The organism is Streptomyces sp. SAJ15 (genome assembly GCF_007595705.1).
Classification (GTDB): Bacteria; Actinomycetota; Actinomycetes; order Streptomycetales; family Streptomycetaceae; genus Streptomyces.
In genome coordinates, this window is record NZ_NISY01000003.1 from 647,243 (window position 1) to 666,478 (window position 19,236).

Below are 19,236 nucleotides of genomic sequence, written 5' to 3' on the forward strand. Positions count from 1 at the left end.
TCGGCCCGCCGGGTCGGCCGGCCGACCCACCCGCGCCTAGGGTGCCGCGGCGTCGATCGCCTTGACGATCCGCTTGTCCGAGATCGGGTACGCGGTGCCCAGGGCGTGCGCGAAGTAGCTCACCCGAAGCTCCTCGATCATCCAGCGGATCTCCCGGACCTCACGCGGCACCGGGCGCCCCTGCGGGAGCTGCTCCAGCAGCCAGAGGTACTCGTCCCGCATCTCGTGCACCTTCGCCATCCGGGTGCGGTCCCGCTCCGCGTTGATCGGCAGCTGCTGCAGCCGGCGGTCGACGGCCACCAGGTAGCGCATCAGGTCCGGGAGGCGACGCACGCCGTGCTCGGTGACGAAGCCGGCCTTGACCAGCTCCCCCAGCTGCTCCCTGACGTCGGTCAGGGAGGGCAGCAGAACCGGGCTCTTGGTGGCCTTGAGCCGCCGTTCGCACGCCTGCCAGGCGGCCAGCACCTCCTGCACCTTGCGGACGGTGTCCAGAGTGGCGTCGGTGATGTCCGCGCGGACGGCGTCGAAGAGCTTGCGGAAGGACTCCTCGTCCCAGGCCGGACCGCCGCGGGCGGCGATCAGTCGGTCCGCGGCGGCCGAGACGCAGTCCTCGAAGAGCGCCTGGACGCTGCCGTGCGGGCTGGCGGAGAGCGCCAGCTTCGCCTGGTTGGTCAGCTTGCCCTGGGCGAACTTGGCGGGATTGGAGGGCAGGTTGAGCAGGATCAGCCGGCGGGTGCCGCGCCACATCGCCTGCTGCTGCTCGACCTCGGTGTCGAAGAGCCGCACGGCGACCGAGGCTCCCTCGTCGACCAGCGCCGGGTACGCCTTCACCGGCTGCCCCGCGCGACGCGTCTCGAAGGTGCGCGGCAGGGTGCCGATCGTCCACTGGGTCAGCCCGGTGCGCTGCTCGATGCCCGCGCCCTCCTTGGAGGACTCGAAGGCGCGGGAGATGGCCGCGCGGGTCTTCGGCTTCAGCCGCAGCCGCAGCGCCTCCAGGTCCTTGTCCTCGGCGAGCTTGCGGCGCCGCTCGTCGACCACCCGGAAGGTGATCTTCAGGTGGTCCGGGACCTTCTCCAGATCCCAGTCCTCGGGGGCGATCTTCACCCCCTGCATGCGCTGGAGCTCACGGGCGAGGGTGACCGTCAGCGACTCCTGGAGCGGCACCGCGCCGTCCAGAAAGCGCTTGGCGTAGTTCGGGGCGGGGACGTAGGCGCGCCGGATCGGCTTGGGCAGGGACCGGATCAGCTCGGTGACGAGGTCCTCGCGCAGCCCGGGGATCTGCCAGTCGAAGCCCTCCGCGGTGACCTGGTTGAGCACCTGGAGCGGGATGTGGACGGTCACGCCGTCGGCGTCCGCGCCGGGCTCGAACTGGTACGTCACCTTGAACTTGAGCGACCCCTGGCGCCAGGTGTCCGGGTAGTCGTCCTTGGTGACGCCCTCCGCGCGCTCGTTGATGAGCATCGACTTCTCGAAGCTCAGCAGCTCCGGCTCGTCCCGCCGCTTGTGCTTCCACCAGGAGTCGAAGTGCGCGCCGGAGACGACGTGCGCGGGGATGCGCTGGTCGTAGAAGTCGAAGAGCGTCTCGTCGTCGACCAGGATGTCGCGGCGGCGGGCGCGGTGCTCCAGCTCCTCGACCTCGCCGAGCAGCTTGCGGTTGTCCTGGAAGAACTGGTGGTGGGTGCGCCAGTCGCCCTCGACCAGGGCGTTACGGATGAACAGGTCGCGGCTGGTCTCCGGGTCGATACGGCCGTAGTTGACCTTGCGCTGGGCGACGATCGGCACGCCGTAGAGCGTGACCTTCTCGTACGCCATCACCGCCGCCTGCTTCTGCTCCCAGTGCGGCTCGCTGTAGGTCCGCTTCACCAGGTGCTGGGCGAGCGGCTCGATCCACTCCGGCTCGATCCTGGCGTTGACCCGCGCCCACAGCCGGGACGTCTCCACCAGCTCCGCCGACATGATCCAGCGCGGTGGCTTCTTGAAGAGCGCGGAGCCGGGGAAGACGGCGAACTTGGCACTGCGCGCGCCCAGGTACTCGTTGCCCTTGCCGGTCGTCTCCTTGCCGCCTTCCGCCACGACGCTCTTGAGCCCGACGTGGGACAACAGGCCGGCCAGCAGGGAGGTGTGGATGTGGTCGGGCGCCGCGTCCTGCTCGGACAGGTGGATGCCCATGGTCTTGGCGACCGTGCGCAGCTGGCTGTAGATGTCCTGCCACTCGCGTATGCGCAGGTAGTTGAGGAACTCCGAGCGGCACATGCGGCGGAAGGCGGAGGAGGACAGCACCTTCTGCTGCTCGCGGACGTACCGCCACAGGTTGAGGAAGGCCAGGAAGTCGGAGGACTCGTCCTTGAAGCGGGCGTGCTGCTGGTCCGCCTGCTGCTGCTTGTCCGACGGGCGCTCGCGCGGGTCCTGGATGGAGAGCGCGGAGGCGATCACCATGACCTCGCGGACGCAGTTGTTGCGGTCCGCCTCCAGGACCATGCGGGCCAGCCGCGGGTCGACGGGGAGCTGCGAGAGCTTTCGCCCCATCTGGGTGAGCCGCTTCTTCGGGTCCTTCTGCGTGCCGTCGATGGCGCCCAGCTCCTCCAGGAGCTGCACGCCGTCCTTGATGTTGCGCCGGTCCGGCGGGTCGATGAAGGGGAACTTCTCGATGTCCCCGAGCCCGGCGGCGGTCATCTGGAGGATGACGGAGGCCAGGTTGGTGCGGAGGATCTCGGCGTCGGTGAACTCCGGACGGCTCAGGAAGTCGTCCTCGGAGTAGAGCCGGACGCAGATGCCGTCGCTGGTGCGGCCGCAGCGGCCCTTGCGCTGGTTGGCGCTGGCCTGGCTGATCGGCTCGATGGGCAGCCGCTGCACCTTGGTGCGGTAGCTGTAGCGCGAGATGCGGGCCATGCCGGTGTCGATGACATAGCGGATGCCGGGGACGGTGAGCGAGGTCTCGGCGACGTTGGTGGCCAGCACGATCCGGCGGCCGGTGTGGCGCTGGAAGACCCGGTGCTGCTCGGCGTGGGACAGCCGCGCGTACAGCGGCAGCACCTCGGTGAACGGGAGCGCCTTCTTGTTGAGCGCGTCGGCGGTGTCGCGGATCTCGCGCTCGCCGGAGAGGAAGACCAGGATGTCGCCCGGCCCCTCGGCCTGGAGCTCGTCGACCGCGTCGCAGATCGCGGTGATCTGGTCCCGATCGGCGTCGTCGCCGCCCTCCTCCAGCAGCGGGCGGTACCGCACCTCCACCGGATACGTGCGCCCGCTGACCTCGATGATCGGCGCCTCCCCGAAGTGTCGGGAGAAGCGCTCCGGGTCGATGGTCGCCGAGGTGATGACGACCTTGAGGTCGGGGCGCCGGGGCAGCAGCTGGGCCAGGTAGCCGAGGATGAAGTCGATGTTGAGGCTGCGCTCGTGCGCCTCGTCGATGATGATCGTGTCGTAGGCGCGCAGCTCGCGGTCGGTCTGGATCTCGGCGAGCAGGATGCCGTCGGTCATCAGCTTGATGTGGGTGTCCGGGCTCACCTGGTCGGTGAAGCGGACCTTCCAGCCGACCGACTCGCCCAGCGGGGTGCGCAGCTCCTCGGCGACGCGCTCGGCGACGGTGCGGGCGGCGATCCGACGGGGCTGGGTGTGCCCGATCAGGCCCCGTACGCCGCGCCCCAGCTCCAGGCAGATCTTGGGGATCTGGGTGGTCTTGCCGGAGCCGGTCTCACCCGCGACGATCACCACCTGGTGGTCCCGGATCGCCTCCAGGATCACGTCCTTCTTCTGGCTGACCGGGAGCGACTCCGGGTAGTCGACCTCGGGCACCGCCGCCCGGCGTGTGGCCACGCGCAGCTCGGCTCGCTCGATGTCGGCGGCGATCTCGGAGAGCACGGCGGAGCGCGCCTCTGGCTTACGGATCCGGCGCGCGCCGTCGAGCCGGCGGCCGAGCCGCTGCTGGTCGCGCAGCGTCAGCTCGGGCAGGCGGTCCAGCAGGGCGGGCAGGGCGGGGGCAGGCGTGGTGGACATACGCGATCCAGGATCTCACCTCGCCGAAACGGCTGGCGAACCATTTCCGTCTGGCCTGTGAGCGCCGGCTGGGCCGGACGGGTGAGGCCGGCGTCCGGGGCGGGGGCGGGGTACAGGCGCGGGTGCGAAGCGCGGGGGTACGAGGTGCAGGGGTACGAGGGGCAGGGGTGTGAGGTGCGGGGCAACGCGAAAGGCCCTGATCCGAGGATCAGGGCCTTTCTGTGGTGGCTGGGGCCGGGGTCGAACCGGCGACCTTCCGCTTTTCAGGCGGACGCTCGTACCAACTGAGCTACCCAGCCACGCAACCTCGCGGTTGCAGCGGTCCTGACGGGATTTGAACCCGCGGCCTCCACCTTGACAGGGTGGCGAGCACTCCAAACTGCTCCACAGGACCAAGCTCGTGCGAGCACTAGTCTCGCACATGATCTTGCGTGCCCCCAACGGGATTCGAACCCGTGCTACCGCCTTGAAAGGGCGGCGTCCTGGGCCACTAGACGATGAGGGCTGATGGCCCACCTTGTGCGCCTCTCGGCGCCGTCGGGGACGTGAGAAGCATATGGGATGTCGGGATGGTTCGCCAAAACGGTTTACCGCGAGGCCCTAGAAGCGGCCCGAAAGCGCTCATGACTCCTCCGGTAGATGGCGGCTGACCTCGGCTTTTGTCAGCCCGAGTCCGTCCAGCTCGATCTCGTCCCAGACCTGGAGCCGATGGGTGTCGCGGTCCAGGTAGAGCACGGACGCCCGCACCGCGTCGGGTTCCGTGCCGCCGAACGCGCCGAGCCCGCTGCCGCCGGTCGAGCCCCCGATCATCAGCCGGGTGCCCCCCGGCAACAGCTCGCTCTCCCGGTGCCGCGCATGGCCGGCCAGGACGAGCGGGACCGCGCCGTCGGCCTCCCGCGCGGCGGCCGGGTGGTGCGCGAGCGCGATGTCGACGGGGGTGCCGGCCGCGCGCTGGGCCCGAAGGCCGGCGGCCAACCGCCGGCCCGCGCGGCGCTCGGTCGACTTGTCGTCGTCGTCGGCGCTCGCCGCGCGGTCGGCGGTGAACCGCGGAGCCCCGACGCCGGCGATGCGCAGCCCGGCGACGGTCACCGCGCGGCCGTCGTCCAGGACCGTCACTCCCCCGCGCCGGGAGAGGTACGCCTGTGTGTCGCGCGAGTCACGGTCGCCGCGCACCCACACGTACGGGGCCCCGAGGTCGGAGACCGGGGCCAGGAAGCCGTTCTCGGCGGTGGTGCCGCGGCCGGTCGTGTCGCCCGTGTCGACGATGACGTCGATCTCGTACCGCTTCACGAGCGACCGGACCACATGCCAGGACAGCGGGTTGAGACGGATGTCCGAGACGTGCAGCACCCGCATGGTCGTGGGGTCGGGCTGGTACGCGGGGAGGGTGGAGGTGGCCTCGTACACCTTGGTGACGTTGGCGACCAGTCGCGCCAACTCGCCCTGGTAGACGTCGAAGTCGTCGGCGATGGTCCGCGCGGAGCCCACCACCGCCGGGGCGCTGGAGAGCAGCCCGGAGTACTTCGGCTCCAGCACGGACTTCGGGTTCCAGGTGGCGTACGCCGCGACGCCCGAGGAGGCGAGCAGCGCCAGCGCCAGCCCGCCGGCGGCCAGCGCGCGGCGCGGGCGCCGGAAGACGGCCAGGCCGAGCGCGGTGGCGCCGAAGGCCACCGCCGCGCAGGAGCGGATCGCCAGCTCGCGGGTGCCGTGGACGACGTCGTCGGCGACCTCCTCCTGGAGCCCGGAGAGCCGCTCGGGGTGCTCCACCAGCGCCTCGGAGCGGACCGGATCGAGCCGGTCGACATCGACGTCCAGCCGGAGCGGGGCCCGGTGGCTGCGGAATTCGAGCGAGCCGAGCGGGGACACGTCGATCGAGGTGCCGCCGGTGAGCGAGGGGCGCAGCGCCATCCGCGTCTCCATCGGGCCGACGGAGGCGTGGACGCCGCCGACGGCGAGCAGCCCCAGCCAGGAGCCGAGGACGGTGACGGCGATCAGGGTGATGGCGCGAGGGAGCGGGCCGGAGGCCCGGAGGAGATCGGCGGCGCCGTCGGGGCGGAGCCCCGGCTCGCCCGGGAAACGCCCCCCGCGCGGGCGGCGCTCCGGCGATCGGGCGCGGCGCCGTAGCCGTACGAGCGCCTCCCGCGCGCGCCGGGCCGCCTCCGTGGGGCTCCCGGGGGTCGTCGCCCCGGGTACGCGCCGCGCGATCGCGCGCAAGCGCCGGATGGTCGGGCGGAGGCGCCGGGCGGCGGCCGGGACGCGCGCGACGGCGGTGTGGACCGGACGGACCGGACGGAGCGGATGGGCGGCGGCGGGGCCGGGCGACGTGGTCCCGGACAGGGCGGTACGGGCCATTGGGCCCGTATGCCCGTTTCCCCGGCCCGCTATGCGACGACTGGGCTGACGGGGCCCTTCGGGGTGCGGAGCCGGTGGCGGTGGGCGGTGCGGCGCTTCGCGGGGCGATGCGGGGGCTCGGGGCGGTGAACGGTGCGCCCGAGTGGGCCCGTGCGCGTCCGGGTCGGGGTCCGCGGGCCGTTCTTCGCGGACAATGGCGGCGTGCTGGAGATGACGCGCGAGGAGTTCGAGGAACTGGTCGCCGAGGCGCTGGACCGGATCCCGCCCGAGCTGACGAGGCTGATGGACAACGTGGCGGTCTTCGTCGAGGACGAGCCGCCGACGGACGATCCCGAGCTGCTCGGGCTCTACGAGGGGACGCCGCTGACCGACCGAGGCGAGTGGTACGCGGGGGTGCTGCCGGACCGCATCACGATCTACCGCAATCCGACGCTGCGGATGTGCGAGACGCGCGAGGACGTGATCGCCGAGACCGAGGTGACCGTCGTCCATGAGATCGCCCACCATTTCGGCATCGACGACGAGCGGCTGCACGCGCTCGGCTACGGGTGACGCGCGAGCGTCACGGGTGAGGCGGGGCCCGCGCGGTGTCGTTGGGCGTCACGCGAGTGTCGTGTGGCGCCACGCGAGCGTCGTGCGGCGCAACGCGCCCGCGTGCGACCACCTCGACGCCGCGCGGCGTCGAGGTGCTCGGAGTACGGCGAGCGGGCGGCCGCGCGGTGGTGCGGGCCGGGTACGGCGAGCGGGGGCGACGGCCTGCGGGAGGGCGACGGCGTGCGGTCGTCGTGAGCCCCGCGGGGGGTTCGCCGCGCGCGTACGGGACCGGAGCCGGGCGCGGCGCGCGTGTCCTGGGCGGGGCGCGGCCAGTTGGGCAGTGCGCCTGCACCCCGTGGCCTGAGAGGTGTCCCGCCCATGCCTGGAATCTCCGCTCCGTCCCCCCGCGCGGCCGCGCGCATCGCGGCCGTCATGGCTGCCGCCATGACCCTGGGGGGCTGCATGAGCGTGTCCGACGACCCGGAGCGGCCCGGGACGCGTGGCAGCAGCACCGAGCACCCTGGCGGTGTGACGCAGCCGGACGGCGGCACGCTCCCGTCGGCCGCGGCGGCGCGCACGGTCGACGACGCCAAGGGGGAGCACGGCAGGAGCAAGGGCAAGGGCAAGAAGAAGGCGGGCGGTCGGGACGGGAAGGAGGGCGCGAAGCCCTCGGAGTCCGCCCCGGAGCCCTCCACGTCCGCCGGGCGCAGCCGCAGCCCGCGGCCGCGCACCAGCTCGCCGGCGCCGACTCCGGGCGGCGGAGGCAAGAGCGAACCGACCTCGGCCCCCACGTCCCAGGCACCGCGCCCGCCGCGTCCGACGACTCCGCCGCCCACGACCCCGGCGCCGCAGCCGACCACCAGCGAGCCGACGACCCCGCCGCCGACCACGGAGGACCCGGGCTCGACCGGCGGGAGCGGGGGCGGCGGCAAGGGGCCGGAGTCCTCGCCGCAGGCGGGCTGAGCGGCCCCCGCACCGAGCCGGTACGAGGGCTGGGCGTTACGAGGGCTGGCCGGTACGGGGCCGGGCGTGAGGCGACCGGTCGGTACGAGGCCGAGCGTGAGGTGGGCTGGCCGGCACGGGGCTGGTCGGGCGTGGCCGCGCGGGCCGAGCGCGGCCGCAGGGCGGGCGGCGGCGGGCGGGGCCGCGGGTCGGGGTGGGGGAGCCGGTGTGATCGAGACGGGAGGCGGGAGACGGGAGGCGGGCGTCGGACCGGGGCTGAGAGCGGGTGGATCCGGGCCGGATTTGCTTTCCGGGGGTGGGAGTGCGTATGGTGGTAGATCGTTTGATCCCATTTGCCCGGCGCCAAACCGAAGCGCGCCGCGTGGCGCGTTCCTACCCTTGCCGTGGCTGACCGCATTGAGGCGGTCGTTTGCGAAATGACACGGAGTTCGGGCGCGTGCCGAGACTCCGGAAGGTTTCGCATTTCGCATGTCCATTTCCACTGATAACACCGCCATGCCCAGCGCCGTGACCGAGCAGGTCGAGCAGGACGAGCAGACGTCCGCGGCGGCGGTCGAGGCGATCGAGTCCCAGGTCGAGACCGGCGCCGAGGCCGACATCGAGGTCGAGGCCGACAACGAGGTCGACGCTGACGTCGAGGCCGACGCCGAGGCGGACGACCAGGACGCGGCTCCCCAGATCACCTTCGGCGACCTCGGGCTCCCCGAGCAGATCGTCCGCAAGCTGGCGCAGAACGGTGTGACCACCCCGTTCCCGATCCAGGCCGCGACCATCCCGGACGCGCTGGCCGGCAAGGACATCCTCGGCCGCGGTCGTACCGGCTCCGGCAAGACCCTCTCCTTCGGCCTGCCGCTGCTGACCACCCTCGCCGGCGGCCACACCGAGAAGAAGCGCCCGCGCGGTCTGATCCTGACCCCGACCCGTGAGCTCGCCATGCAGGTGAGCGACGCGCTCCAGCCGTACGGCGACGTCCTCGGCCTCAAGCTCAAGGTCGTCTGCGGCGGCACCTCGATGGGCAACCAGATCTACGCCCTGGAGCGCGGTGTCGACATCCTCGTCGCCACCCCGGGCCGACTGCGCGACATCATCGACCGCGGCGCCGCCTCGCTCGACAAGGTCCAGGTCGCCGTCCTCGACGAGGCCGACCAGATGGCCGACATGGGCTTCCTGCCCGAGGTCACCGAGATCCTCGACCTGGTGCCGCAGGGCGGTCAGCGTCTGCTCTTCTCCGCCACGCTGGAGAACGAGATCGACACCCTGGTCAAGCGTTACCTGGTCGACCAGGTCACCCACGAGGTCGACCCGTCGGCCGGCGCGGTCTCCACCATGACCCACCACGTCCTGGTCGTGAAGCCCAAGGACAAGGCCCCGGTCACCGCCGCCATCGCGGCGCGCAAGGGCCGCACCATCATCTTCGTGCGGACCCAGCTCGGCGCCGACCGCGTCGCCGACCAGCTGCGCGAGGCGGGCGTGCGCGCCGACGCGCTGCACGGCGGCATGACCCAGGGCGCCCGCACTCGCACCCTGGCCGACTTCAAGGACGGGTACGTCAACGTGCTCGTCGCCACCGACGTGGCCGCCCGCGGTATCCACGTCGACGGCATCGACCTGGTGCTCAACGTCGACCCGGCCGGCGACCACAAGGACTACCTGCACCGCAGCGGCCGCACCGCCCGTGCCGGCCAGTCCGGCACCGTCGTCTCGCTGGCGCTGCCGCACCAGCGCCGGCAGATCTTCCGTCTGATGGAGGACGCGGGCGTGGACGCCTCGCGCCACATCGTGGGCGGCGCCGGTGCCTTCGACGAGGACGTGGCCCGGATCACCGGCGCCCGCTCGCTCACCGAGGTGCAGGCGGAGTCGGCGGCCAACTCGGCCAAGCAGGCCGAGCGTGAGGTGCAGCAGCTCACCCGCGAGCTGGAGAAGGTCCAGCGCCGGGCGCTCGAACTCCGCGAGGAGGCCGACCGGCTGGCCGCCCGCGTGGCGCGTGAGCGGGGCGAGGCCCCGGAGGCGGCCGTCGCCGCGAGCTCGGAGGAGGCCGTGACCGCCGCCGAGACCCCGGTCGTCCCGCACCAGGCCCCCGCGGCCGAGGTCGAGACCGCGGTGGTGGCCGAGGAGGCCCCGCGCCGGGCGTCCTCGTACGAGCGTCGTGACGAGCGCGGCAACTTCGAGCGTCGGGACCGGGAGCGCGGTTTCGACCGTGACCGTGACCGCGGCTTCAACCGTGACCGTCGCGACGACCGCGGTTTCGACCGCGACCGTGACCGGGACCGTGGTTTCGGTCGGGACCGTCGTGAGGACCGTGGCGACCGTGGCGGTGACCGCGGTGGTTTCAACCGTGAGCGTCGTGACGGCGACCGTGGTGGCTTCGGTGGCGGCCGTTCGTTCGAGCGTCGTGACGACCGTGGCAACTTCAACCGTGACCGTGACCGTCGCGACGACCGCGGTTTCGACCGCGACCGTGACCGGGACCGTGGTTTCGGTCGGGACCGTCGTGAGGACCGTGGCGACCGTGGCGGTGACCGCGGTGGTTTCAACCGTGAGCGTCGTGACGGCGACCGTGGTGGCTTCGGCGGCGGCCGTTCGTTCGAGCGTCGTGACGACCGTCAGGGCCGCTCCTTCGAGCGTCGCGACCACAACCACCGTGGCGGCGACCGTCCGTTCCACCGTGAGCGCCGCGAGGACCGTCCGTTCAACCGCGACGACCGTCCCTTCAACCGGGACCGTCGCGACGACCGTCCGGCCCGTCGTGACGACCACCGGGGCGCCCGGCCCTTCGACCGCCGCGCCGACAAGCCCCGCTGGAAGCGGAACGGCTGATCCCGTTGCACGACTGAGGGTTTGAGCGTCTGAGGGCCCGTACGACACGGAAGTGTCGTACGGGCCCTCTCGCGCGAAGATCGCAGTGACGTCCCACATGGCGTGCGCCGAAGAGCGCCCTTGAAGCCGGGCCCGCTCGGGCAAGGCACGGTATTGGCTCGGGCCGGAGCCGGGGGCGGGCTATGCTGCGGTGTACGGGCCGTTAGCTCAATTGGCAGAGCAGTGGACTTTTAATCCATTGGTTCAGGGTTCGAGCCCCTGACGGCCCACCGTTGTGAGGGGCGAGCACGTCGCCTCTGACCTGCGTGTATTCCAACGGCCCGATCGGAGATCTCCGGTCGGGCCGTCGCTTGTCCGTCCGCGCGGCCTTACGGCCGTTCCGCGCCGCCGGAGGGTTCCGCCGGGCTCCGGGGGTGTCCGTGCCCGCCCGCGCGGGTCCGCGGCGGAGGACGCGCCTCCCGGGTCGTGCCGCGCCCGCCCGTGCTGTCCACCGTTCGCCTACCGGACGCGTCGCCATGCCGGGGCGGCGGTGAGCCCGAGCGCGGCCCGTGGCGGGGTTTCCCATGAGCCCCTGGTGTGAGCGGTATCCGGTGACGCCGCGTCAAACCGGCGGGTGTTCCGGGGCGTCCGGTGCGACGTCGGCGAGCCCCTGACGCCGCGACGGCGGCGGGTCTCCGCCGTCGCGGAGGGTAGCGGAGTCGGTCATACCGGATAGCGCGCTGAAATCGGGGAAGTGATCGAATCTGTCGTGGATCAGGCCCACGGAGTGATGTATCTGAGCCTTCCGGCGCAGGAGTGGATGAGGAGGACACGCCGCCGAGGCCGCTTCGCCGAAACACCGCACGCGTCGCGTGGCCGCGCCGCTACGGTAAGTCGCGATGTGGTCGCTGGGGGGCGCGGCGAGTCGATGGCCGGGAGGTAGAGACGACATGGGGCACTCACAGCAGGGCGGAACGCATGCCGAACTGCTCGACGGGCTGCTCGCCCGTGCCCAGAACGGGTTCGAGATCGACGAGGCGCTGCTCGTCCGATTGCGTGACGCCCTGATGCACCAGACCGAGCTGCGCTCGTGCCGCCAGTGCAACGAGCCGCGCGGGCCGCTCGGTTACAGCACGTACCGGCATGTCTTCCTGCTGCCCGACGGCAGCAGCGTGATGCTGTGGGAGCTGGAGCACAACACCGGCGCCGACGAGCGCCCGCAGTACGAGCTGTACGACGACGAGGGGGCGTTGCTGGCCGCGGAGCGCCGGGTGCACGAGCGGACCGGTGGCGGCCGGTGGGACGAGTTCGACTCCGTGCCGCTGTGGATCCCGGAGCAACTGCTCAACGGGGCGCCGCCGATGACGACGTCCCGCGCCTACGTCTCCGACAACTCGCCCGACCACGCCCGCCGTGTACTGCGTCGCGCGGAGAACCCGGACCGGCCGGGCGAGGACGTGGAGCGCCTGCTCACCACCGCCTTCGCGCACGACATCGCGCTCGCCCCCAAGCCGCGCCGGCGGTCGGGCGGTCCCGACGGGACGTGGTGCCGCTTCTACGAGCACGCGTTCCTCCTCGCCGACGGCGACGAGATCAGCCTGTGGGAGCTGGAGCACAACCTGACCAGCGACGGGCGGCTGGTGTGCGAGGTCTATCTCGACGAGGTCGCCGCGGAGCTGGCGGCCGACCGGCACGCCCGCGCGCTCGGGGTGGAGCTGTGAGCGGCCGCGCCTAGCCGCTGACGGGCCGCCTTCGAGCCGTCTGGCCGTCCTCAGAGTCGTCTGGTCGTCCTCAGGGCGTCTGGCCGTCCTTGAGCCTTCTCGCCGCCGTCGCGCGCCCTCGCGTCCTGTGTCCGCCCGCGGGCCCGGGCCCGAACTCTCACGGCCTAGGCCGGATGGCTGTCGTCGAGTCGCCCCGCGGGGCGTCAGCCGGGAGCCTTGGGGGAGCCGGCGGCGGGAGCGGTGGCGCCGCCCGACGACGAAGCGACGAAGACGGCCCGGTGGCGGCGGAATCGGCAGCGGGGAGATCGGCGGCGGAGAGTCGGCGGCGGGTCCGAACCCCGGGTCTGTCCGACGGCGTCGGAGCGGTACGTGGGAGAAGCCGGTGCGGGTGCGAGGCGGCAGGGCCGCGGTGGCGGAAGGCGAGGTCTACGAGACCGCGCCCGCCCGTCGCTTCGCCACCTGGCTGCCGGCCGCCCTGATCGTCGGCGGGATCGTCTTCGAGTTGGCCACCCCGCCGGCGTACACCGCCGTGCCCTTCCTCTCCGCCGCGCCGCTCATCGCCGCCCCCTTCTCCACCCTGAGGGTGACGTTGGCGATCGTCGCGGCCTCGGTGGGGGCGGCCTTAGGGCTGATGGTGGTGCAGGGGCTGCGGTACGCGGGGGAGGCGCAGACGCTCACGGAGCTGGCCACGGCGTGCACCGTGGGGCTCCTCGCCATCGCGACCAACCGGATGATGCGGCGCAGCGAGCGGCGGCTGGCCTCCGCGCGGGTCATCGCCGAGGCGGCACAGCGCGCCGTGCTGCCCACGCCAGCCGCCCGTCTGGGCGGACTGCGCATCGCGGCGCGGTACCAGGCGGCGCAGGCCGAGGCGCGCATCGGCGGGGACCTGTACGCGGTGCAGGGGACGCCGTACGGCGCGCGCGTACTCGTCGCCGACATCCGGGGCAAGGGGCTGGAGGCGGTCGAGGCCGTGGTGATCGTCCTCGGGGCGTTCCGGGAGGCGGCGGAGCAGGAGGCGACGCTGGCGGGCGTGGCGGGGCGGCTGGACCGCGCCCTGCGGCGGGAGGCCGAGCGGCGGGCGAGCGTGGAGCTGCGCGAGGGGTTCGCCACGGCGGTGCTCGTGGAGGTCCCGCCCGGCGAGGCCACGCTGCGCCTGCTGAACCGCGGTCACCCGGCCCCGCTGTTGCTCCGCGCGGACGGCGGCGCGGGCTACCTGGAGCCGACGGCGCCGGCGCTGCCTCTGGGCATGACGGACCTGGGGGAGTGGCCGGACCTGGTGGACGAGCGTCCGTTCCCGGTTCGGGCGACGCTGCTGCTCTTCACGGACGGGGTGACCGAGGCGCGGGACCGGCACGGCGAGTTCTACGAGCCGGCGGAGCGGTTGCGCGGCCACACCTTCGCGGGCCCGGACGCCCTGCTGGACGCGCTGATCGCGGATGTCGCGCGCCATGCGCGCGGGAGAGCGGCGGACGACATGGCGGTGCTCGCCGTCCACCGGCCGTCGAGCGCGGAGGAGCCGGCCGGCTGACTCCCGCGCGGAGCCGCCGGCCGGCTGACTCCCGCGCGGAGCCGCCGGCGGGCTGACTCCCGCGCGGGGCGGCCGGCCGGCGGACTCCCGGCGACCGGGTCACCCGGCCGGCCTCGAACGCCCGGCGGACCGGGCGAGCAGCGCCGATAGCGGAACGTAGTCGACCGCCGCCCCTGCGCATAACAATTGACGCACGATCAGCGGTAGCGGGTTTTCGTCGCGCGATCTTGGTGACTCAACACTCCGGCAACTTGCCCTGCTTTGCCCGGAAGTGACCGAATGTGGGGCGTCGATTCTGCACGGATTCCAGGGAACGGCTTGGAAACACGCCGGGCGGTCTATTAACGTTCGATAACGCAGCGCGGTCGTCACAGCCGCCGCAAGAGGCGGCACCGTGCGCCGTCGCCGAATCCCGCACGCACAGCAGCGCGAGCACCAACAGCATCACCGCAGCACCTAGGGAACCGGGGAACCACCATCCTTGGGGTGAATCGGGCGCTTCCTCGGAGGAGCCCGTAGGAGACCTTCCTGCTCCGAACCCGTCAGCTAACCCGGTAGGCGAGACGGAAGGAAAGGAGTACGCCCCCGTGGCGTCCAACAGGTCTGCCTTCGACGAGGCGCCGTACAGCCCCTCCGGCGTCTCCGGCGCCCCCTACGGCCCGGGTCTCCTTCCCGGCCCGGGTGGTGCCCCGACCTCGGCCATGGCCCCCGCTCGCGCTGTCCCCTCGGCCGTCTCCGCGATGGCCTCGGGCCCCGCCACAGCCGGCGCCCCCACCATCGCTGGCCCCGTCGCGGCCCCTCCGCACGACGCCTTCGGGCCCGAGGACGAGGACGGGGAGGAGTGGAACCCCACGGCGGACTCCATAGCCCCGGTCCGCGGCCGGCACCGGGTGGTCAAGCAGCGCGGCGGCGGCATGGCCCGCAGCGGCGCGGTGCTCGGCGTCGGTGTCATCGCGGCGGTGGGCGCGGGCGGCATGGCGACCGCCAAGGACCGCCCCAATCCGCCGATCTCCATGCCCGACCTGGGCCAGGTCGCCGACGAGGTGCAGGGCGTGCTCCCGGAGGCGAGGGAGCTGTCCGGTGCCCCGCGGCTCGTCTCCGACGTGGTCGGCCCGGGCGCCGACGTCGCCTCCGGACCGGGGGCGCCCGCGGCCGCCGCCCCGCTCTCCACGGCCGGCCTGACCGCCGAGGACGCGGCGAACGGCGCCACCGACGCCGGCGAGGCGCTGCGCGCCCGCATCATGCAGCAGGCCGAGCATCAGCAGAACGCGGCCGACGACGCCCAGCGCGAGGCCGCCGCGCGAGCCGCCGCCGAGCAGGCCGCCAAGGCGGCCGCGGCCCAGGCCGAGGCAGACAAGGCGCAGAAGGCCGCCGAGGCCGAGGCCGAGCGCAAGGCGGAGGAGGCCGCACGCAAGGCCGAGGCCGAGGCCGAGCGGAAGGCGGAGGCCGCGGCCAAGGCGAAGGCCGAAGCGGAGGCCGAGGCCGAGGCTGAGGCGGACGCGGGGTCGGAATCCGGCTCTGGAGGCGGCAGCGGTACCAGCGCCGGCGCGTACGCCCTCCCGGTCGCCTCCTACACCCTCACCTCGACCTTCGGCCAGGCCGGCGACCTCTGGTCCGCCGACCACACGGGGCAGGACTTCGCCGCCCCCACCGGCACCCCGGTCAAGGCGGTCCACGGGGGCACGATCACCTCCGCCGGCTGGGCCGGCGCCTACGGCTACCGCATCGTCCTCACCCTCGCCGACGGCACCGAGATCTGGTACTGCCACCTGTCGTCCATGGTCAAGACCTCGGGCACGGTGTCCACCGGAGACGTCATCGGCCGCGTCGGCGCCACCGGCAACGTGACCGGCCCGCACCTCCACCTGGAGGTCCGCCCGGGTGGCGGGTCCCCGGTCGACCCCCTGGCGTGGCTGCGCCAGCACGGGCTGAACCCGTGACCACGGCAGTCGTGACCACATCTGCGAGCACGACGTCCGTGAGCACGACACGCACGAGCACGCCGGCCTGACCCCGAGGCCGGGGCCCCTCCCCCCACAGCTCCGATACGCCGGCGGCTCTGGTTCTCTCTCCCCCCTTGACGCCAGGGCCGCCGGTTCGTTCCCGACGCTCTCGGGAGCCCGGATACGGCGGGCGCCGCGACGGCGACCGGGCGACCCCTGTGGCACCACGGGCCGAGGGGTCACCGGGCCCCGTCACAGAGCCACGGGGCGCGGGGTGTCGACTGTGCTCAGCCGGCGCGGCGGTCGGCGGCCGCCCAGGAGGCGAGGGCGACCCCGCCCGCCACGGCGGCGACGGCCGGCCAGGCGCCGATCTTCTTGGCCAGCGGGTGGGAGCCCGCGAAGGCGGCCACATACAGCCCGCTCAGGGCCGCCGCGGTTCCGGCACCGCCCCGCTCCTTCCAGCCCCGCGTTGCCGCGACCCCCGCCGCGGCCAGCACCACACCGCCCAGCGGTCGCCTCTTCGTCCACCGGGCGACCCCGTAGCCGCCCACGAGACCGCCCGCGGCCACCACGCCTGCCGGAACCCCAGCCATAGCCACACCTTCCACATGCGCCGATCCGGATCCTCTTGGGACCCATTCGACAACATCGGTCGTCCCGACCGCCCCATGGGCCGGTCACAGTCCCGCCCCGGTCCCGGGAGAGCGGAGTGTGGGCTCAGTCGAGGGCGCTGAGCTTCTTCCACTCCTCGTAGGAGAGGTTCCAGTCGCCGTAGCCGTTGCCGGTGGCGACGGTCTCCCGAGTAGAGCCGGTGACCTCGATGATGTCGCCGGGGGTGGCGCGGTCGTAGAAGCTCTTGCCGTCCGCTTCCGACATGCCTATGCAGCCGTGGCTCATGTTGACGCGGCCGAAGTAGCCCTTGCCCTCGTTCCAGGGGGCGGCGTGGGCGTAGGTGCCGGAGGTGGTCAGGTGGACCGCCCAGGGGACGTCCTTGTTGTAGGGGTCGGCTATGTTCACCGACTCGCTGGTCATGTTGACCATGGGGGCCTTGCCGAGGACGACCATGGTGCCGTTCCAGGTGGGGTAGTCCGTGGAGCCGGCGGAGACCGGGATGGTGTCGACCTTCTTGCCGTCCTCGTAGACGGTCATGGTGTGCTGCTTCAGGTCGGCCTTGGCGACGCGGAGGGTGCCGACGGTGAAGGTGCTGGAGACGTCGCGGCGGAGGTAGCGCCCCTCGCCCGTGTCGACGCCGCTGAGCTTGGCGCGGAGGGTCACCTTGGTGCCCTTGGCCCAGTAGCTCTTGGGGCGCCAGTCGACGCGCTCGATGCCGGTGAGCGGGTCGCGGGTCCAGCCCCAGGAGCCCTCCGTCTTGGGGGAGGTGCTGACGGAGAGCTGGCGCTCGACCGCCGCCTTGTTCTTCACCGGGTGGTCGAAGGCGATGGACACCGGCTGGCCGGCGCCGACGACCTTGTTGTTGGACGGGGTGACGGAGACGCCGTTGAAGACCTTGGCCGCACGGGTGCGGAAGGCCGAACGGTGGGTGGTGACCTCGCCGGCCGCGTTGGTCGCGGTGGCCAGGACGGCGTAGGAGGCCCCCGGGGACATGGTGCGGGTGGAGCGCCAGCTCTTCTTGGCGTCGGACCAGGAGCCCGTCACCGCGACCGCGTCGGTGCTGCTCGGGTCGGGCGTGACCTGGACCTTGGTCAGGGTGCCGCCGGCCACGTCGACCTTGACGCTGCCGTCGGGGGCCACCGCCGGGCCGTCGCTGCCCGGCGTCACGGTGATGCGGGCGGGCTTGGCGTCGGCCGGGTCGACCGAGGCGCCGCCCTTCCCGTCCGAGCCGGAGGAGGACTGGCAGGCCACCAGCGAGGCCAGGGCCAGAGAGGACACCGCGAGCAGGCGGAGGTGGTGGCGTATGGGACGTATGGATCGCACAGAGGACCTCTTGGGACGGTCGTGACGGTTGGCGAAGTGGTGGGGGTGGTCGGAGGGACGGTCGGTCAGCAACGCTGCTCCGCCCCCTCCGGGTTGCTCTTGTACTGCGGCGGCGGGGGCGTCATGTCGGGGTGCAGCCGCCAGAGGGACAGGGACATGCAGTGGGTGGCGACCATGTCGACGTAGGACGCGCCGAACACGCCCAGGCCGTCGACCTGCACGATGGCGACCTCCGTGCCGGAGCGCATCAGCGAGACCTGGCGGTCTCCGCCCGAGCCGTCGGACTCCGAGCCATAGACCCGGACCGTGGGCTTCCGCACCGAGCCGGGGTAGTCCGCGGAGAACGGGCGGCCCACCCTGACGAGCCCGCAGCGGGTCCGCAGCACCTCCTGCAGCGAGTTGAACACCCGGACGGCGTCCCGCTCGGTCCGGTAGGCGTTGATCGTGTGCCGTGCGGTCTCCTTGGCCTGGCGGCCCTGGAAGACGCGGGCGCGCTGGGCCGCCGGGAGCGGGTGCGCGTCGCCGTCCAGACCGGTCAGCCGGCAGCCGGCTTCGAGGTCGAGGAGCGGTGAGTCGAGCCGGTCGGTGGTGCGGACCGTCTTCCACCGGGCCGCCGCGTCGAAGGGCAGCGCCGTGGGGCGGAGCAGCGCCTCGACGGCGATGTCCGGAGCCGGCGATTCGGTACGGCCGGAGGGTGGTGGGCCCGCCGGCAGGGTGCGGGTCGGGTCGTCGCCGGGGAGGAGCTGCCATGAGCCGATCGCGAGCGCGACGGCCGCGAGCACCGCGGAGACGGCGGTCACCGCACGCGTGCGGATCGTGCGCCGGCGGCCCCGGGCACGCACGGCCTCCGGGCCCGCGAGGCGTATGGAGGGCTCGGCGGCGCGCGCTATCTCCCGAAGCCGCTCATCCAGGTCAGCCATGGGTGGGCACCTCCTTCGGGGAGCGGGCTGAGGCGGGGGCGGGGGTGGGGGCCGGAGGGAGGGGCGCGGGGTGGTCGGAGTCGGTCAGACGGCGGCCCAGCGCCTTGCGGGCACGGCTGAGGCGGGTCCGCACGGCGCCCTCGGAGAGGCCCGTCTCACGGGCCACCTGCTCGATGGGCAGGTCGAGCAGGTGGTGCAGGACGACGACGGTGCGCTGGTCGGGCTTCAGCCCGCGCAGTGCGTCGACCAACGCGACCCGGTCCGGGGCGAGGCCGGGCACGTCGGCCGGAGGGCCGTGCCGGAGGTGAGCCCGCATCCGGTTGCGGGCCCGGCGCCAGGAGCTGACGGCCAGCCGCAGGGCGACGGTGCGCACCCACGGTGTCGGGTCGCCGTCCCTGGTGAGCCGGTCCCAGCGCTGCCAGGCACGGGCATACGCCTCCTGCACCGCGTCCTCGGCCTCGGACAGGTCGCCGGTGGCGGCATAGACCGCCGCGACGAGCCGTTTGGCCGTGGCCGCGTAGAACTGGTCGAAGTCGGATTGTGCTGACATG

Annotated in this window: 12 protein-coding genes, 4 tRNA genes and 1 riboswitch; of the genes, 7 read left to right on the forward strand and 9 right to left on the reverse strand. The window is 72.9% G+C overall.

The genetic code is table 11. The features are described from left to right. Nucleotides 1-36: 36 nt before the first annotated feature. The 5 genes from hrpA to CD790_RS13080 all read right to left on the reverse strand — a co-directional run bounded on the left by hrpA (nt 37) and on the right by CD790_RS13080 (nt 6,198). Nucleotides 37-3,993, reverse strand: a complete 3,957-nt coding sequence (gene hrpA, locus CD790_RS13060) for an ATP-dependent RNA helicase HrpA (RefSeq protein ID WP_144383323.1) — start codon at nt 3,991-3,993, stop codon at nt 37-39. Nucleotides 3,994-4,215: 222 nt separating this feature from the next. Continuing rightward, a tRNA-Phe gene (locus CD790_RS13065) sits at nt 4,216-4,292 on the reverse strand. A gap of 20 nt (nt 4,293-4,312) precedes the next feature. Further along, nucleotides 4,313-4,387, reverse strand: a tRNA-Asp gene (locus tag CD790_RS13070). Between the two features lie 38 nt (nt 4,388-4,425). Continuing rightward, a tRNA-Glu gene (locus tag CD790_RS13075) sits at nt 4,426-4,498 on the reverse strand. Nucleotides 4,499-4,614: 116 nt separating this feature from the next. After that, entirely contained in the window at nt 4,615-6,198 is a 1,584-nt protein-coding gene (locus CD790_RS13080; protein ID WP_399217453.1) for a metallophosphoesterase, read from the reverse strand. A 348-nt stretch (nt 6,199-6,546) separates the two neighbouring features. Between CD790_RS13080 and CD790_RS13085 the strand changes: the two genes are divergently transcribed. The 7 genes from CD790_RS13085 to CD790_RS13115 all read left to right on the forward strand — a co-directional run bounded on the left by CD790_RS13085 (nt 6,547) and on the right by CD790_RS13115 (nt 15,827). Beyond that, nucleotides 6,547-6,897 (forward strand): metallopeptidase family protein, encoded by a 351-nt coding sequence (locus tag CD790_RS13085; protein WP_186318990.1) that lies wholly within the window; start codon nt 6,547-6,549, stop codon nt 6,895-6,897. A 360-nt stretch (nt 6,898-7,257) separates the two neighbouring features. Then, nucleotides 7,258-7,842, forward strand: coding sequence for a hypothetical protein (locus tag CD790_RS13090; RefSeq protein WP_144383325.1), 585 nt, complete (start codon nt 7,258-7,260; stop codon nt 7,840-7,842). A gap of 468 nt (nt 7,843-8,310) precedes the next feature. Beyond that, nucleotides 8,311-10,659, forward strand: a complete 2,349-nt coding sequence (locus CD790_RS13095; protein ID WP_144383326.1) for a DEAD/DEAH box helicase — start codon at nt 8,311-8,313, stop codon at nt 10,657-10,659. 196 nt (nt 10,660-10,855) lie between these two features. Continuing rightward, nucleotides 10,856-10,928, forward strand: a tRNA-Lys gene (locus tag CD790_RS13100). Between the two features lie 660 nt (nt 10,929-11,588). Beyond that, on the forward strand, nt 11,589-12,359 hold the full coding sequence (locus CD790_RS13105) for a DUF6227 family protein (protein WP_144383327.1): 771 nt from the start codon (nt 11,589-11,591) through the stop codon (nt 12,357-12,359). A 388-nt stretch (nt 12,360-12,747) separates the two neighbouring features. Further along, nucleotides 12,748-13,887 (forward strand): PP2C family protein-serine/threonine phosphatase, encoded by a 1,140-nt coding sequence (locus CD790_RS13110; protein ID WP_260867543.1) that lies wholly within the window; start codon nt 12,748-12,750, stop codon nt 13,885-13,887. Between the two features lie 435 nt (nt 13,888-14,322). Next, a riboswitch (cyclic di-AMP (ydaO/yuaA leader) is annotated at nt 14,323-14,463 on the forward strand. An 11-nt stretch (nt 14,464-14,474) separates the two neighbouring features. Next, complete coding sequence (locus tag CD790_RS13115; RefSeq protein ID WP_260867521.1) at nt 14,475-15,827, forward strand: M23 family metallopeptidase; 1,353 nt, start codon at nt 14,475-14,477, stop codon at nt 15,825-15,827. A gap of 290 nt (nt 15,828-16,117) precedes the next feature. Here the strand turns inward: CD790_RS13115 and CD790_RS13120 are convergent, their stop codons facing one another. From CD790_RS13120 to CD790_RS13130, 4 genes are all read right to left on the reverse strand, one after another. Next, entirely contained in the window at nt 16,118-16,423 is a 306-nt protein-coding gene (locus tag CD790_RS13120; protein ID WP_144383328.1) for a hypothetical protein, read from the reverse strand. 124 nt (nt 16,424-16,547) lie between these two features. Beyond that, nucleotides 16,548-17,765, reverse strand: a complete 1,218-nt coding sequence (locus CD790_RS34565) for an Ig-like domain-containing protein (protein WP_186318992.1) — start codon at nt 17,763-17,765, stop codon at nt 16,548-16,550. Between the two features lie 65 nt (nt 17,766-17,830). Beyond that, nucleotides 17,831-18,685: a hypothetical protein gene (locus CD790_RS34570; protein WP_186318993.1), complete on the reverse strand. Its 855-nt coding sequence runs from the start codon at nt 18,683-18,685 to the stop codon at nt 17,831-17,833. Further along, nucleotides 18,678-19,235 (reverse strand): SigE family RNA polymerase sigma factor, encoded by a 558-nt coding sequence (locus CD790_RS13130; protein WP_144383330.1) that lies wholly within the window; start codon nt 19,233-19,235, stop codon nt 18,678-18,680. Before CD790_RS13130 ends, CD790_RS34570 begins: the two co-directional genes overlap by 8 nt. Between the last annotated feature and the right edge of the window lies 1 nt (nt 19,236).